16 protein-coding genes and 1 riboswitch are annotated in these 15,265 nt (G+C 34.0%); of the genes, 10 read left to right on the forward strand and 6 right to left on the reverse strand.

Annotation, left to right across the window (positions count from 1 at the left end):
* Positions 1–105 precede the first annotated feature (105 nt).
* Together ACNRYB_RS00415 and ACNRYB_RS00420 are read right to left on the reverse strand one after the other, a co-directional pair.
* On the reverse strand, positions 106–858 hold the full coding sequence (locus ACNRYB_RS00415; RefSeq protein WP_473728931.1) for an SDR family NAD(P)-dependent oxidoreductase: 753 nt from the start codon (positions 856–858) through the stop codon (positions 106–108).
* 155 nt (positions 859–1,013) lie between these two features.
* Positions 1,014–1,388, reverse strand: a complete 375-nt coding sequence (locus ACNRYB_RS00420; protein WP_473728932.1) for a hypothetical protein — start codon at positions 1,386–1,388, stop codon at positions 1,014–1,016.
* 149 nt (positions 1,389–1,537) lie between these two features.
* On the opposite strand from ACNRYB_RS00420, the gene ACNRYB_RS00425 reads away from it, so the two are divergent.
* From ACNRYB_RS00425 to ACNRYB_RS00435, 3 genes are all read left to right on the forward strand, one after another.
* Positions 1,538–1,747, forward strand: a complete 210-nt coding sequence (locus ACNRYB_RS00425; RefSeq protein WP_473728933.1) for a hypothetical protein — start codon at positions 1,538–1,540, stop codon at positions 1,745–1,747.
* Between the two features lie 42 nt (positions 1,748–1,789).
* Complete coding sequence (locus ACNRYB_RS00430) at positions 1,790–2,362, forward strand: pseudouridine synthase (protein ID WP_473728934.1); 573 nt, start codon at positions 1,790–1,792, stop codon at positions 2,360–2,362.
* A gap of 75 nt (positions 2,363–2,437) precedes the next feature.
* Complete coding sequence (locus ACNRYB_RS00435) at positions 2,438–2,893, forward strand: tRNA (cytidine(34)-2'-O)-methyltransferase (protein ID WP_129748073.1); 456 nt, start codon at positions 2,438–2,440, stop codon at positions 2,891–2,893.
* Between the two features lie 114 nt (positions 2,894–3,007).
* Here ACNRYB_RS00435 and ACNRYB_RS00440 read toward each other — a convergent pair whose 3' ends face one another.
* The 3 genes from ACNRYB_RS00440 to ACNRYB_RS00450 all read right to left on the reverse strand — a co-directional run bounded on the left by ACNRYB_RS00440 (position 3,008) and on the right by ACNRYB_RS00450 (position 6,078).
* Positions 3,008–3,784 (reverse strand): ABC transporter ATP-binding protein, encoded by a 777-nt coding sequence (locus ACNRYB_RS00440; RefSeq protein WP_473728935.1) that lies wholly within the window; start codon positions 3,782–3,784, stop codon positions 3,008–3,010.
* Between the two features lie 121 nt (positions 3,785–3,905).
* Positions 3,906–4,934, reverse strand: coding sequence for an iron chelate uptake ABC transporter family permease subunit (locus tag ACNRYB_RS00445; RefSeq protein WP_473728936.1), 1,029 nt, complete (start codon positions 4,932–4,934; stop codon positions 3,906–3,908).
* 1 nt (position 4,935) lies between these two features.
* On the reverse strand, positions 4,936–6,078 hold the full coding sequence (locus ACNRYB_RS00450) for an ABC transporter substrate-binding protein (protein ID WP_343707432.1): 1,143 nt from the start codon (positions 6,076–6,078) through the stop codon (positions 4,936–4,938).
* Between the two features lie 95 nt (positions 6,079–6,173).
* Here ACNRYB_RS00450 and ACNRYB_RS00455 point away from each other — a divergent pair, with 95 nt between their 5' ends.
* The 7 genes from ACNRYB_RS00455 to ACNRYB_RS00485 all read left to right on the forward strand — a co-directional run bounded on the left by ACNRYB_RS00455 (position 6,174) and on the right by ACNRYB_RS00485 (position 13,661).
* Positions 6,174–6,536, forward strand: a complete 363-nt coding sequence (locus ACNRYB_RS00455) for a DUF5522 domain-containing protein (RefSeq protein WP_473728937.1) — start codon at positions 6,174–6,176, stop codon at positions 6,534–6,536.
* A gap of 96 nt (positions 6,537–6,632) precedes the next feature.
* Positions 6,633–7,142, forward strand: a complete 510-nt coding sequence (gene cobU / locus ACNRYB_RS00460) for a bifunctional adenosylcobinamide kinase/adenosylcobinamide-phosphate guanylyltransferase (RefSeq protein ID WP_473728938.1) — start codon at positions 6,633–6,635, stop codon at positions 7,140–7,142.
* Between the two features lie 147 nt (positions 7,143–7,289).
* Entirely contained in the window at positions 7,290–8,969 is a 1,680-nt protein-coding gene (gene cobT / locus ACNRYB_RS00465) for a nicotinate-nucleotide--dimethylbenzimidazole phosphoribosyltransferase (RefSeq protein WP_473728939.1), read from the forward strand.
* Positions 8,970–9,174: 205 nt separating this feature from the next.
* On the forward strand, positions 9,175–9,960 hold the full coding sequence (locus tag ACNRYB_RS00470) for an adenosylcobinamide-GDP ribazoletransferase (RefSeq protein WP_473728940.1): 786 nt from the start codon (positions 9,175–9,177) through the stop codon (positions 9,958–9,960).
* On the forward strand, positions 9,945–10,478 hold the full coding sequence (gene cobC, locus ACNRYB_RS00475) for an alpha-ribazole phosphatase (protein ID WP_129748065.1): 534 nt from the start codon (positions 9,945–9,947) through the stop codon (positions 10,476–10,478). The genes ACNRYB_RS00470 and cobC overlap by 16 nt, the downstream gene beginning before the upstream one ends.
* Positions 10,479–10,543: 65 nt before the next feature.
* Positions 10,544–10,748: riboswitch (cobalamin riboswitch) on the forward strand.
* A 27-nt stretch (positions 10,749–10,775) separates the two neighbouring features.
* Positions 10,776–12,629 carry a TonB-dependent receptor plug domain-containing protein gene (locus ACNRYB_RS00480; RefSeq protein ID WP_473728941.1) on the forward strand — a complete coding sequence of 618 codons (1,854 nt, stop codon included), beginning with the start codon at positions 10,776–10,778 and terminating at the stop codon, positions 12,627–12,629.
* Positions 12,630–12,632: 3 nt separating this feature from the next.
* Entirely contained in the window at positions 12,633–13,661 is a 1,029-nt protein-coding gene (locus ACNRYB_RS00485) for a YncE family protein (RefSeq protein WP_473728942.1), read from the forward strand.
* Between the two features lie 77 nt (positions 13,662–13,738).
* Here ACNRYB_RS00485 and ACNRYB_RS00490 read toward each other — a convergent pair whose 3' ends face one another.
* The gene (locus ACNRYB_RS00490; RefSeq protein ID WP_473728943.1) at positions 13,739–15,196 is read right to left on the reverse strand and encodes a S41 family peptidase; all 1,458 of its coding nucleotides are present in this window, start codon (positions 15,194–15,196) and stop codon (positions 13,739–13,741) included.
* Positions 15,197–15,265 lie beyond the last annotated feature (69 nt).

Raw genomic sequence — 15,265 nt, forward strand, 5'->3', positions numbered from 1 at the left:
TTAATAACATTATTTTTAAAAATCATTTTTCATCTACAAAAAAAGCAGTAAGCTTTCCCTTACTGCCTTTTACTAATTCAAAATAATATTCTCTAATAAAAAATATTAAACTGCGGTATAACCTCCATCAGCAATAATATAACTTCCTGTTGTGAATGATGATTTATCAGAATTTAGAAAAACTACCAGTTCGGCAACTTCTTCTGCGGTTCCTAAACGGTTCATTGCAGATTTTGCTGCAACAGCCTGCATCATATCTTTATTAAGATTATCTTTTAAAAGTGCTGTTTCAATATAACCTGGTCCAACAGCATTGCATCGAATGTTTTTCTGTGCATATTCTACTGCAATATTTTTTGTCAAACCAACCACACCATGTTTACTCGCTGTATATGCAACACTATTTGGCGCAGCAACTTGTCCATGAATTGAAGCAATATTTACAATGCTTCCTCCGCCATTTTTCTCCATTTGCTCCAATTGATAACGGCAAGCATAAAAAACACCGCTTAAATTTAATGCAATAACTTTATCCCAAGCTTCTGGCTCGTATTCTCCAGTTGGTTTTGCTGGCCCTCCCATTCCCGCATTGTTGCAGGCAATGTCCAATCGGCCATATTTTGAAACCGTCACCTCAACCATATGTTTATTGTCGGCCGCACTAGACGAGTCTCCTTTTATGAAAAAAGCTTCTCCGCCCTTTTCCTTTATCTCTTTTACGGTTTCTTCACCGTGTTCTACATTTATATCAGCTACTACTACTTTTGCTCCTTCTCGAGCGTATGCTTTTGCTACAGCGCGTCCAATTCCTGAACCACCGCCAGATACAAAAGCTACTTTATTTTCTAAAAGTGCCATTTTATATATGTTTTTAAATTGATACCTCTAATTTACGAAGATATCAACCGATACAAAAGCTTTGAAATGAGTTTACAATAACATTAACGCCAACCGCTAATGTTATGTTATTTGACATTTAATTGACTCTATTTTGCTTAAAATTTTGTATTGTCTTATTCCTCTTCATCCAATTTCATATTTCCGCGGTCCTTATGATTGTCTGGATGTGAATTTGGATATCTATTTGGTGTCACATCAGAATTACGGTCTTTGTTCTCTACCGTTTTTTTTGCCTCTTCTTCCGTTTCAACTCCACGGTTCGCATTTGGGTTATCAGGATTTGTTTTACGAAGCTTTTGGTTAATGTCTTCATTCTCATTTCGCGCTCGCTCCACTATTTTTTTATCTCCATCTGCATCAGTTATCAATTCTTTATTCAATTTGGCATCTTTTAGTTCTTTATCGTGCGAAACGTTTTTTCCTTTAGATTCGTCAATATTTTTCTGCGTTCCGTTTATTTTTTTCGTTCCTAAATTATTCGTTTCCATGGCATTATTTTTTTTTACATTCAACTTTATAATATTACGAATTCTAAGCGCGAAAAAATTATTACTTCATATTGCTTTTCTTTTATAATTGCCATCTGCTTTTTTATTTATTACCTTTATTCAAAGCAACTTAACAACCTTAAACAATTATGAATTTCTTCAAAATTAAAACCAGCTGGTCCAATTCTGAATTTTTTTTGATTAAACTTTGCATGGCTTCTGCTTATATTTTAATTGGCAGTTATTTTCATGAATTTTTCGAAAACTATTATTCAGTTTTAATTGTCATTTTTGCCGTAACCGTAATTTGGTTTGTTTACCAATGGCTGAAAAAAATGAAATCTGAAAAGCAGTTATAAGATTTAGTTTAAGAAAGAAACTATCTTTGCAAAAAATTAAAAATGCACCGACACTTCATTCTTTTTAAACCTTACGGCTATTTAAGCCAATTTATTTATGAATTAAAAAGAAAGAAAAAGCTTTTGGGCGAATTGTACGATTTCCCAAAAGGAACAATGGCAATTGGAAGATTAGATGAAGATTCTGAAGGTTTGCTTCTTTTGACAACTGATGGAAATATGAGCGAACTTGTTCGAAGTAAAAAGGTTGAAAAAGAATATTATGTTCAGGTTGATGGATTAATTACGCAAGAAGCAATTGAACAATTACAAAATGGTGTAGAAATTGGACTTGACGGCGGAAAATACAAAACGAAACGCTGCAAAGCATCTATCGTTACCGAAATTCCCGATTTTGGAGCGAGAGCGAAAAAAATAAGAGATGAGCGTCATGGTCCAACTTCTTGGGCATCCATCACGGTAAGGGAAGGAAAATTTCGTCAAGTTAGGAAAATGACTGCCGCAGTTGGTTTTCCGACGTTACGTTTAGTTCGCGTTAGAATAGGAAATGTATATTTGCAAAACCTGAAAGCAGGTGAAGTTTTAGAAGTTTCCGATTTTCAATTAGATAATTAGTTAATTAGAAAATGTGTCAATTAGATAATTTCCAGAAACTCATAACCTATAACTTATAATTCATAACTCAAAAAGATGTTAAACGTTGTTCTTGTAGAACCAGAAATACCAAATAATACCGGAAATATTGGCAGATTGTGTGTAGGCACAGAAAGCCGTCTTCATTTAATTCATCCTTTTGGATTTGTTATCAATGACAAAAACCTGAAACGTTCGGGATTAGATTATTGGGTTCATCTTGATGTAACAGAATATCAAAATGTAGACGAATGGATTGCTCAGATTCCAGATCATTCTCGTGTATTTTTAATGAGTTCGCATTCTGAAAAATCGTATTTAGAAAATGAATTTCAAGATGGGGACTGGCTAGTTTTCGGAAAAGAAAGTGTTGGATTGAGCGCAGCATTTATGTCTAGATTCGAAAATCATTTGACGATTCCGATGTCACCGCTTATTCGCAGTTTTAATATTGCTAATTCGGTTGCTTTTGTAGTTGGTGAAGCGAAGAGACAAATTGGTTTGAAGAAATAATTATTCCATCTCCTGCAAGGTTTTCAAAACCTTGTAGGCCTTTTTTTTTAATTGCCAACTTATAAATTTTTATACCTACAAGGTTTTGAAAAACTTGCAGGAAAACCGAGAATTTTAACTCACAATAAACTTCCCTTTTTCAGCATCAAAAATAATATGTTCGTCTTTGAACAAATTGCTGAAACTTCCATTCGAAATTAAATTACATGGCTGATCTTGCACTATACTTTCTGGCGTCATCATAATCATTTCGTCACTTAACTGAATGGCCAAATCGATATCGTGTGTGGAAAACAAAATGCTTTTTTGAGTTTCTTGTGTCAGTTTTTTCAATAATTTAAACAAAGAAACTTTATGTAATAAATCAAGATGCGTTGTTGGTTCGTCTAAAATGATTAACGGCGTATCTTGTGCCAAAGCTCTTGCAATTAAAACTTTCTGCAATTGTCCGTCGCTAATCTGAAAATGTTTTTTTGAAGCTAAATGTTCGATTTGCGTCAAACTCATTGCTTCCTGAACTTTTAGAATATCTTCGTCGGACAATTTATCAACCCAATTGGTATACGGCTGACGGCCTAAAGCGACTAATTCAAAAACAGAAAGATTACTTGGCGGCAGTTTTTCGGTTAAAACCAAACTGAGATTTTGCGCCAATTCTAAAGGCTGATAGTCTGAAATATTTCTTTCGTTCAAATAAACATTTCCTGATAAAGGTTTCTGAATACCTGTAAGCGTTCGTAATAGAGTTGACTTCCCGATTCCGTTTGCTCCTATTAAAGTAATTAATTTACCAGCTTCAAGATTAAGATTAAGATTCTCAGCAATAGCCGTAACGCCTTTCTTGGATTTGTATCCAATACTTAAGTTTGAGGTTGATAGAATGTTTTTCATTTTTTGAGATTCTAAGTTACTAAGATGCTGAGATTCTAAGTTTTTTTTCTTTTAAGCCACAGATTAAAGGATTAAAATGATTAAAAAATCTGTGCAAATCTTTTTAATCTGTGGCTAAAATTTATTTAAAATTCCTTTTTCTAACTAAAAGCCAAATAACCACCGGCGCGCCAATTATAGAAGTTACGGCATTTATTGGAAGCGTAACATCAAAACCTGGCATTTGCGAAACAATATCGCAAAACAGCATTATTATGGAACCAAAAAATAAAGTGCTCCAAAACAAAATAGTATGATTACTGGTCTGGAAAGTCAGCTTTGCAATATGAGGCACTGCTAAGCCCACAAAAGCAATCGGACCAGCAAATGCCGTAATCGCTCCTGATAATATACTCGTTGCAAAAATGATGACTAATCTTGCTTGTTTAAAATTCAATCCCATGCTTTTTGAATAGTTTTCTCCAAGAAGCAAGGCGTTTAGAGGTTTGATACTTTTGGCGCTTAAAAGCAATCCAATTCCAACACAGAAAGTCAAAATTACAATAGTTGTCCAAGAAAGATTTCCGAGATTTCCCATTGACCAAAAAGTAAATTTCTGTAGCTGTTCTGCCGTGCTAAAATAAGTCAGAACACTTACAATTGCAGTGGTGAAGCTTCCAAACATTAAACCTACAATCAAGATGGCCATTGTGTCTCGCAATCGCTGCGAAACTACTAAAACTAGAAATAAAACCAACGTGCTTCCTAAAGTAGATGCCAAAACAATTCCGTAAGAAGACAATGCAATTACACTCAAAAAAGAAGGTAGAAATCCTGCTCCCAAAATAACAAATGCAACACCAAGACTTGCTCCGGAGCTTAAACCTAAAACATAAGGTCCGGCAAGCGGATTTCTAAATAAAGTCTGCATCAAAAGTCCGCTCATGGAGAGTCCTGTTCCGACCAAAACTGCCGTAATCGCTTTTGGCAAACGATAATTAATGATAATATATTCCCAAGTCGATTTTGCAGCATGACCACCAGTTAAACTCGCAAAAACATCTTTTAACGGAATGGTAACCGATCCTAAACTAATGCTCGCAAAAAACATTAGAAAAAGTCCTAAAGTCAATACGACAAATAAAATGGTATTTCGTTTTTTATTCGCCAATTTAATTCAGTTTTGATGCAAAAGTAAATTCGTAGCCCGCCAATAAATCTGGATGAAAAATCTTGATATAATCTTTCAACACCAAATCAGGACGGCTTGGCGCCAATTCATAGTAAACTGTTCCGCCTGTCGCTCCTAGCTTTCCTTCAAAATTGTATATTGTTTTATTTTTAAAAGCGTCAAATTCTGCGTAATGCGGATTTGCTTTTTGCAATTCATCCAAAGTTTTAAAAGATCCAGAAGCAATCCAAACATTAGCCGTTTTCGCTTTATCTAAAACTTTTTCAAAAGACAAACCTTCACTTCCTGTTCCTTTTAAATCGGCCCATAAATAATTAGATTTCGCATCTTTCATAAACTGCGCCACCCAACTGTTTCCTTTGGCAACGTACCAAACATCTTCGTACATTGAACCGTATAACACTTTTGAAGTTGCAGGTTTATCGGCAACGAGCTTTTTTGCTTGATTGTAACTTTCTACGATTTTATCAAAAAGTTCTTTTGCTTTATCTTCTTTTCCAAACAGAGCGCCGTAAAGCTTAATCCATTCTGCTTTTCCTAGCGGAGACTGTTCCATCCAATCGCCTTGAATAAGCACTTTCAAACCGCTTTTTTTCAAATTATCCAACATCGGATTATTATTATCAACTCCAAAAGTAACAATCAAATCTGGCGACAATTCTATTAATTGTTCGATGTTCAGTTTTTCATTTTGTCCAACGTTTTTCACAGAACCTTTATCAATTAATGATCTAGTTTTTTCCGAAGAAATATAATCGGTATGCGGAAATCCGACCAATTTATTCTCCACTTCGAGCATTTCTAGAAAAGGAATATTTGTTGTTGAAGTTACCACAACACTTTCTAAAGGAACTTTTATAATTGGATATTTTTTTAAACTGTCTGGAACTTGTGCATCTTTTTCTTCCAAAATGTAAGTAAATTTTCCTCTAGCATTTGGCCACGGATTCACCACATTTACAATCGAATAGCCTTCGTTTTTCACAATTGAAAGTCCCGAAGCAAATTCAATGCTTTCTTTGGCAACAGTAGATTTTGCAGTACTTAAATTTTCATTCTTTTTACATCCGATTGCTATAAAAAGCAAAAAAACGACTGATAATGTATGGAAAAAATATTTCATATTTTATGTTTTGTGTGGGCACAAAGGTAAATCAATTTCTATTTTTTTTGTTTACCTTTATTCGTACAAATTTAAACAAATAGCCTTTTTATTTGATGACTGTACCAAGAACAAAAATCTGCTCCAGTTGTGAGACCGCTTTTTCATGCGGCGACACTTCACCCGAAAATAAGTGCTGGTGTAATGATTATCCACCTATTTTCAATCTTTCAGAAGGAGGCGATTGCCTTTGTCCTGTGTGCTTTAAGGAAGCATGCGAAGATAAAATTGAAGCTTATATCGAAACCATAACTCCAGAAAAGGCTCTTAAAAACAAGGCTATGCTATTGCCCAAAACGGATCATTTAATTGAAGGGATTGATTATTACATCGAAAATGGCAATTATGTTTTTAAAGCTTGGTTTCACCTAAAAAGAGGAACCTGTTGTGAAAATAACTGCCGACATTGCCCGTATTAGGAGTTATGAGTGATAAATTATGAGTTAGTCTTCATAATTATTTTATAACTTGCCCAAACTCATAATTCATAATTCAAAACTCATAATTAATAAAAAATGATTTATTTAGTAACTGGCGGCGAGCGCTCTGGAAAAAGCGGTTATGCACAGAAATTGGCTTTAGAACTTTCCAACTCTCCTTTGTATGTAGCAACTGCCAGAAAATGGGATGATGATTTCCAAAATCGAATTGACCGTCATCAAAAGGAAAGAGACGAACATTGGACGAATATTGAAAAGGAAAAATATTTAAGTGAAATTGATTTTTCTGGAAAAACTGCTTTAATTGATTGTGTAACGCTCTGGCTAACTAATTTTTTTATTGATACTAAAAATGACGTAGAGTTAAGTTTGGAAGAAGCAAAAAAAGAATTTCTTGCTATCGCTAAACACGAAAATGCGAATATCATTATTGTGACAAATGAAATTGGCATGGGCGTTCATGCAGAAACACACATCGGAAGAAAGTTTGTTGAACTTCAAGGCTGGATGAATCAGTTTCTTGCCGCAAACGCAGATCAAGTTGTATTGATGATTTCTGGAATTCCAGTTAAAATAAAGAGATAAATTCCAATACAAAAAATTCCAAATCCCAATAAATTGAAACGAAATTCTAAGTTTTAAACTCCAAATTCCAAAGCTATGCTTTACCTTTACTAGAATCTTTCCATTTTCAGATTTGAATTTGGAATTTAAAAATTGGAATTTAAAGAAATGAGTAATTTAGACGATATATTAAAATCACGCCGCGACACACGACATTTTACAGCCGATGAAGTTCCTGATGAAGTAATCCAAAAAGCTCTACAGGCTGGACATTGGGCTCCATCTGTAGGACTAACCGATGCAACGAGATATTATATCATTAAATCAGATGAAGTTAAAACGTCTATTAAAAAGCTTTTTTTAGACTACAATAAAAAAGCCGAGGAACTAACCGACAATCCCGAACAGAAAGAACTTTACAGATCGCTAAAACTAGAAGCTATCGAAGAAGCGCCAATTGGACTCATCATTGCTTATGACCGTTCTGTTTTAAATCAGTTTACGATTGGAACAATTGGCAGTAATGAAGCCGTGAAATTTAGTTCGGTTTGTGCGGCGCAAAATATTTGGCTTTCGCTAACAGAACAAGGCTACGGAATGGGCTGGGTTTCGATTCTTAATTATTATCAGTTTAAAAAAATTCTCGATTTACCCGAAAATATAGAACCGCTTGGTTATTTCTGCATTGGAAAACCAGCAACCAATTATAACAATCAGCCAATGCTGCAGCAATTGCATTGGAAACAAAAATCGGAAGCTCCTATTTGCTCTGAAATTAAAGAAATTCATCAAATAAATGTTCCTGCTTTTGATTTGAAATCAGAAAATAAAATTCAAGACAAATCTGATTTCTATGCTCTTTTACAAGACAAAATAGATTCTAAAACAAAACCTGTCGGTTCTTTGGGAACATTAGAATCTTTGGCTTTCCAAATGGCAACGGTTTTTGAAACTTTAAATCCGAAAATCGTAAAACCCAACATCGTAGTTTTTGCAGCCGATCACGGAATTGCAAATCATGGTGTAAGTGACTATCCGCAAGATGTTACTCGACAGATGGTCAATAATTTCCTCGATGGCGGCGCAGCCATAAACGTTTTCTGTAATCAGAATAATATCGAATTATCAATTGTAGATTCGGGCGTTAATTATGATTTTCCAACCAATGCAAAATTAATCGATGCAAAAATTGCCAAAGGAACTCAGTCCTTTCTCCATGTTCCAGCAATGAGCGAATCTGAAGTCCAGTTATGTTTTGAGAAAGGAAAATCGATTGTTGAAAATATCGCAAAATCTGGCTCAAACTGCATTGGTTTTGGTGAAATGGGAATTGGAAATACTTCTACCGCTTCTGTTTTAATGAGTATTTTAACAGGTTTTCCTATTGAAGATTGTATCGGAAAAGGAACGGGAGTTGAAAACGAAAAATTGCTTCTAAAACAGAATTTACTTAAAAAAGCAATTGAAAGTTATTCTGGTCAAGCCGAATTGATGTTACAGCTTTCCTATTTTGGAGGTTTTGAAATTCTTCAAATGGCTGGCGGAATGCTGACTGCTTTTGAAAATAAAATGCTAATTCTGGTTGACGGTTTTATTTGTACTGTTGCCTATTTGATTGCCTTTAAAATAAATCCGAATATCAAGCAAAATGCTGTTTTCTGCCATTGTTCTGCCGAAAAAGCGCATTCAAAATTATTGAACTATCTAGGAGCAAAACCTATTTTAAATTTAGATTTGCGTCTAGGAGAAGGAACTGGATGTGCTGTTGCTTTTCCGATTTTAAAATCGGCTGAGGCTTTTTTGAATGAGATGGCTAGTTTTGAAAGTGCGGGAGTGAGTAGGAAATAGTTTTGTATTTCTAAAAAACAATTATGTTACATAGTGATTAATTCTCATTTTTGTCATTTCGACGAAGGAGACTCAAGCGATAGCGAACTGGCGAAGCAAATCTTCACAAGTAGCTCCACAACGAAAATCCAATCTTTGTAGAATATCCTACGAAGATTTCTCCTTCGTCGAAATGACATACTCAATGGAAAACCAATTATAAAAAATGAAAAAAGAACTACACATTTTCTTCACCTGTTTAATGTTTTACACCAGAATTCCATGTCCAAAAAACATTACACATCATCCAGATTATTTAAATAAAGCTACGAGATATTTTCCTTTTATCGGATGGATTGTTGGGAGCATTTCCTTTCTGGCTTTTTATCTTTTTTCATTTTTTCTTTCAATAGAAATTGCCGTTATGTTAGCGATTATTGCTTCTATTTTAACTACTGGTGCATTTCACGAGGATGGATTTGCTGATGTCTGTGATGGATTTGGCGGAGGATGGACCAAAGAAAAAATCTTAATGATCATGAAAGATAGTGCGATTGGCGCCTATGGAGCAATCGGATTGGTTTTACTTTTTCTATTAAAATTCAAATTGCTTTCCGAATCCATTTTACTTTTCACTAATAACATTTTACTAATTTTCCTTTTATTCATTTCTGCACATTCTTTGAGTCGTTTAGCAGCAATCAGTATTATTTTCACGCATGAATATTCTCGTGAAGATGCTTCGAGCAAAAGTAAACCCATTGCAAAACAATATACTTGGAAAGAAGTTTTTGGTTCTTTCTTTTTTGGTTTAATTCCGCTGATTGTATTTTCTTATTTTAATTTGAAATTTCTTCTTGCTATAATTCCTGTTTTTATAGCACGCTATTTTTTAGCACGCTACTTCCAGAAATGGATTGACGGTTATACGGGAGATTGTCTTGGAGCTACGCAACAAGTTTGCGAAGTTGTATTTTACTTAAGCATTTTATTTTTATGGAAATTTATCTAGTTCGTCATACCGAAACCATCTGCGAAAAAGGAATCTGTTACGGACAATCTGATGTTGATATTGCACTTCCGTTTGATGAAATTTTTGAAAGAATAATTTCTGAGCTTCCTTCTGAAGCATTTATTTTCTCTAGCCCTTTAAAACGTTGTGTTATTCTGGCAAAACACATTCAAAAAAATATTAAAACCATTTCTTATCAAGAAGACGAACGTTTAAAAGAAATGAATTTTGGAGATTGGGAATTAAAAAGCTGGAATGAAATTCCGCAGGAAGAACTTAATCCGTGGATGGAAGATTTTGTAAATATCAAAGTTTCAAACGGAGAATCTTTTGTTGAACTGCATGAAAGAGTTGGTGATTTTTTATCTGAAACCATTTCAAAAATAAATCAGCCAATCGTTATTGTTGCTCATGCCGGAATCATCAGAAGTATTTTATGCCATCAGAGTTTACTGCCTTTAAAGGATGCTTTCAATAATAAAGTTGATTTCGGACAAGTTATAAAAATTGATTTTTAATGCAAATAATTTATAATTTTTCATGAATCGCAAAACAAATTTGAATAATCAATATTTTTAACTTTATCTTTGCAGCAAATTAAGGTTGTGTTTTTGATTTAAAAACACATTAAAAGGGAATCAAGTAAATTCTTGAGCTGTACCCGCAACTGTAAGCTAAGTTCTAAACGAATGCTTGCTGTTAACTACAAACCACTGTCACGCCTTGCGTGATGGGAAGGTAAACAGCAAGACGCAAGCCAGGAGACCTGCCTTTGTAACAATTATCGAACTCTCGGGAAAAAGAGTGAAGAAATTATGACTTTAAAACGACTTTTTGCTTTTTGTTTATTTGTAATGTGCCAAATTATTTCGGCGCAAAACGATTCTATTACCAGTCTGAAAGAGGTATTGGTTTCAGATAAAAATTTAAAATCCTATTCGGTTTCACAATCTGTTTTAAAACTAAATGACTCTGTTATTAGTAAAAACGAAGCCCTTTTAACCGATTTATTAAATTTTAATTCTACGATTTATTTTAAAGAATATGGGCGTGGAATGTTATCTACGGTAGCTTTTAGAGGAACAACTTCTTCTCAAACAGCAGTAATTTGGAACGGAATTAATATTAATTCTCAAATGAACGGAAGTACCGATTTTAATACCATTTCGGGTTCTGATTATAATTCTATAAGCGTAAAAGCAGGTGGCGGAAGTGTTATTTATGGAAGTGGAGCAGTTGGAGGAACGGTGCATCTAAATAACGATTTGTTATTTTCTAATCGATTTGAGAATAATTTAAGACTAAATTACGGCAGTTTCAATACAATTGGAGTCAATTACAAAACGTCAATTTCTAATAAAAAATGGAGTGCTCAAATCGGACTTTCGAAAAACAGCTCGACTAATGATTATAAATATCTTAATCAGTATAACTGGAAAGGCGAACAGCGCTGGAATCAAAATGGACAATATGATGTTATTACTTTGAGTGCTAACGCTGGATATAAATTCAACGAAAATCATATTTTAAAGCTTTATAGTCAGAGTTCAAATACTGACCGTAATACTTCTCTTGTAGTAGAATCGGAAACCAAAAGCAAATACATCAACGGTTTCAACAGAAACTTACTGGAATATGACGGAAGTTTTGGAAAACTTAAAACCAATTTCAAGACAGCGTACATTTTCGAAAACTATCAATATTTTGCTGATAATAGTCTAAAAAATTACTCATACGGAAAAACCGAAAACTTGATTACAAAACTAGATGTCGATTATCATCTATTTAAATCAACACATCTTAACGGAATTGTAGATTATAGCAGAACGAACGGTTACGGAACCAGTTTTGGAAGCCATATTCGAGAAATCAGTTCAGCTTCTTTATTGGTTCGACAAGATATTGGCTCAAATTGGAAAAACGAACTTGGGGTTCGCAAAGAATTTACGAGCAATTATAAATCGCCAGTTTTATTTAATCTTGGATCTTCCTACAAGTTCAACGATTGGTACAATTTAAAATTGAATGTGTCTCGAAATTTCAGAATTCCAACTTACAATGATTTGTATTGGGATCAGGGAGGAAATCCGAATTTGAAACCCGAAAGTTCTTATCAGGGGGAAATTGGCAATGTCTTTACATTTAAAAATTGGTCTTGGACGCAGAATTTTTATTACATGAAAATTACTGATATGCTGCAATGGGTTCCTGGAGCAAATGGCATCTGGACTCCACAGAACCAAGACAAAGTCATCAGTTACGGAACAGAAACTATGTTGGGCTGGAAAAAAAGTTACGGCAAGAACACTTTCTCAGCAAACGCCACTTACGCTTATACGGTTTCGCAAGATGAAAAAACTAAGAACCAATTGTTCTTTGTGCCATTTAATAAAGCAACAGGAGCCGTTTCGTATTCTAGAAATAAAATAAGTGCTTATTATCAAATTCTCTACAACGGTTTTGTTTATACAAGAGCCGATAATAATCCTGACGAAATTATTAACGATTACATGATTTCAAATATCGGAATCGATTATGATCTTAAATTTTTAGATTCATTCAAGGTCGGTTTTCAAGTTTTGAATCTTTTCAATAAAGATTATGAAAGTCTGGAGAATAGACCGATGCCAGGCCGCAATTTCAATGTGTATTTAACCTTAAAATTTTAATATATGAAGTTTAGTAAATTACTTTTAATAGCGTTAAGCATTTCGTTATTCGTTTCTTGTTCTAGTGACGATGATGATGCCCCAAAAGGAGCTTACGACAATGGTTTTTTCATTTTAAATGAAGGAAGTACCGATGCAGGAACTGTTTCTTTTTCTAGTGATGATTTCAGCATCTTTACAAAAGACGCTTACAAAGCAGAAAACGGATCTGATGTGCTTGGAAAATTTGTTCAAAATATCTTTTTTGACGGAGACAAAGCTTACATTATCTCAGGCGGATCAAATGTGATAAACATTGTAAACCGTTATACTTTTAAATTAATCGCAAAAGTTGACAGCGGTTTGGCTAATCCTAGATATGGTGTTACAAAAGATGGCAAAGCTTACGTTACAAATGCAAATTCATACGATTCTGTTACAGATGATTATATTGCAGTAATCAATTTGGCAACAAATCTTGTTGAATCTAAAATTTCATTAAATACAACTGGAAATAGAATTATAGAAGAAAGCGGAAAATTATACATTACAGATCCAATGGGTACTGACAAACTTTCTATCTACAATCTTACTACAAAGACTTTAGAAGCTCCAATTACAATTGGTTCTGGCTCAGATTCTATTGAGGAAGAAAATGGGACTCTATATATCTTAAAAATTTCATACACATCAAGCAGTGCAATTACAAAAGTAAAAATCGCTGACAAATCTGTTTCTACTATTGAGATTCCGGAATCTCAAGGAGTTGCTGGATTCTTAGATATCGAAGATAACAAAGTATATTATACTGTTGGAAATTCTGTATACTCAATCGCTACATCGGCAACGACAGCTGCTGCTGCTCCTATCTTCGAAAGCAGCTCAAGCATTGGATACCTTTACGGATTTGCTGTAAAAGACAATCGTATTTTCCTTGCCGATGGCGGAAACTTTAAAGAAGACAGCAAAGCATACATTTATAACTTAAGCGGAAGCTTATTAAAAGAATTAACTGTTGGTGTAGGTCCAAACGGATTCTACTTTAACGATTAATTTATCCTTAGAATTAGTTTTTGTTTTTTTTATGGAAAAGGCTTTCATCTCTGAAAGCCTTTTCTATTTATTAGATTTTATTTTCTTGGAACATCTTGAAAGTACATTCCATGTCTTAATCCATTTATGATTTTTGAATCTGTTAAATAAGGTGTATTTGGTGCAGAATCATCCGAAATTCTCTTAGCAGAAGAACCTGTAATTTTGGAAATAGCTAAATTAAGCAAAGGTTCTGAAGTTTCTCCTAAAACACCATAGGTACTTACTCTTTCGTACTGCTGATACGTTGGTTGTAAACCTTGCTGGTAATCTCCAAAACCCGCAGAATTTGAAATTTTAAAAACCAAAGGCTGCATTGCATATTTATGATTTGGATTGATTCCTTTTTTAGTAAAAAGAGTTTCAGAATCATATATTGTATATGAACCAACATTTTTACCTGTTGTAGTTTCTCCAACCTGAACTACGTTAATATAAGGTTTTAATCCATTAATAACCAATTCACTTGCAGACGCTGTACTCGCAGTTGTAATAATATAAACTGTAGTTAAATTTAAGCTGTTTAATGGTTTACCATCAATATTATTCACAAACCTATAATTCAAACTCTCTAAATCCTCGGCAGTCATATCTTTCATCCATTTTGTATTAAACTGCGTTTTGGCAAAAACCTGAGTATCGAATTGTCCTGTAATCATACTAGAAAGTCTGATAGCAGAAGGTACCGCTCCTCCTCCATTATATCGAAGATCTAAAATCAAATCTGTAATTCCTTGAGATTTTAATTCTCCAAAAGCTTGGTTTAATTTATCATCATAACTTGAATAAAATCCATTATACATTAAATAACCAATTTTATGACCTCCAGAAGTTATTACTTTATTAATAAAAATTGGATTTTCTTCTAAAACAGTTTTAGTCAAATCAACCGATTTTCCATTCAAAACATAACTGCTTCCATTATAATCTGCTAAGTTTAATGTATAGCTGTCCTTATTAAACAATAATTCCTGATAATTTGAAACCGTAAGTTTTGTTCCGTTCACACTTGTAAATAGATCACCACGTTTAATTGCTTTAGTAGAAGCATCAGAATTCGGAATAATATATCGCACAAAACCCACCACATCGTTTGATCCTGATGATACACGACTCAATCTAAAATCGACACCATTATTTTTAGTAACACCACCTAATTCTTGTTCTAAAACAGTGTAATCGTCAACAATCCAACTGAAACGATCAATCGCATCTCCGTTAGGATATTTGCTTACTGGTTTGTTCAATAGATCTTCGAACAAATCTTCAGGATGAGAGTATCCTCTCAAAAACTGATTGAAATCTGGTTGTAAATTACGTCCATCGGCTAGATTTGGAACATCTTGTTGCCATAAGTAAACTTCATTTAATCCTCTCCAGATAAAATTATTAATCTGCAAGTCTGCTGGCGCAGCTACATCATCCTGATCTTCACAAGACTGTAAAGCAAATGCGAATAAAAAGAGAAAAAGAACGCTCTTTAAAGTTGTTTTCATATCGTGTAGGTTATCTATATTCTGAATAAACGTAAAAGTAGTATCTTTAGTTTTACCTTTATCGTTAAA

This window comes from Flavobacterium sp. CR10 (assembly GCF_055814415.1).

Coding starts and splice junctions, on each gene's coding strand:
- cobT (WP_473728939.1), top strand. CDS start 7,290: ATGAGTAATTTAGACGATATATTAAAATCACGCCGCGACACACGACAT.
- ACNRYB_RS00470 (WP_473728940.1), top strand. CDS start 9,175: ATGAAAAAAGAACTACACATTTTCTTCACCTGTTTAATGTTTTACACC.
- ACNRYB_RS00480 (WP_473728941.1), top strand. CDS start 10,776: ATGACTTTAAAACGACTTTTTGCTTTTTGTTTATTTGTAATGTGCCAA.
- ACNRYB_RS00455 (WP_473728937.1), top strand. CDS start 6,174: ATGACTGTACCAAGAACAAAAATCTGCTCCAGTTGTGAGACCGCTTTT.
- ACNRYB_RS00425 (WP_473728933.1), top strand. CDS start 1,538: ATGAATTTCTTCAAAATTAAAACCAGCTGGTCCAATTCTGAATTTTTT.
- cobU (WP_473728938.1), top strand. CDS start 6,633: ATGATTTATTTAGTAACTGGCGGCGAGCGCTCTGGAAAAAGCGGTTAT.
- ACNRYB_RS00415 (WP_473728931.1), bottom strand. CDS start 858: ATGGCACTTTTAGAAAATAAAGTAGCTTTTGTATCTGGCGGTGGTTCA.
- ACNRYB_RS00440 (WP_473728935.1), bottom strand. CDS start 3,784: ATGAAAAACATTCTATCAACCTCAAACTTAAGTATTGGATACAAATCC.
- ACNRYB_RS00450 (WP_343707432.1), bottom strand. CDS start 6,078: ATGAAATATTTTTTCCATACATTATCAGTCGTTTTTTTGCTTTTTATA.
- ACNRYB_RS00485 (WP_473728942.1), top strand. CDS start 12,633: ATGAAGTTTAGTAAATTACTTTTAATAGCGTTAAGCATTTCGTTATTC.
- ACNRYB_RS00430 (WP_473728934.1), top strand. CDS start 1,790: ATGCACCGACACTTCATTCTTTTTAAACCTTACGGCTATTTAAGCCAA.
- ACNRYB_RS00490 (WP_473728943.1), bottom strand. CDS start 15,196: ATGAAAACAACTTTAAAGAGCGTTCTTTTTCTCTTTTTATTCGCATTT.
- cobC (WP_129748065.1), top strand. CDS start 9,945: ATGGAAATTTATCTAGTTCGTCATACCGAAACCATCTGCGAAAAAGGA.
- ACNRYB_RS00420 (WP_473728932.1), bottom strand. CDS start 1,388: ATGGAAACGAATAATTTAGGAACGAAAAAAATAAACGGAACGCAGAAA.
- ACNRYB_RS00435 (WP_129748073.1), top strand. CDS start 2,438: ATGTTAAACGTTGTTCTTGTAGAACCAGAAATACCAAATAATACCGGA.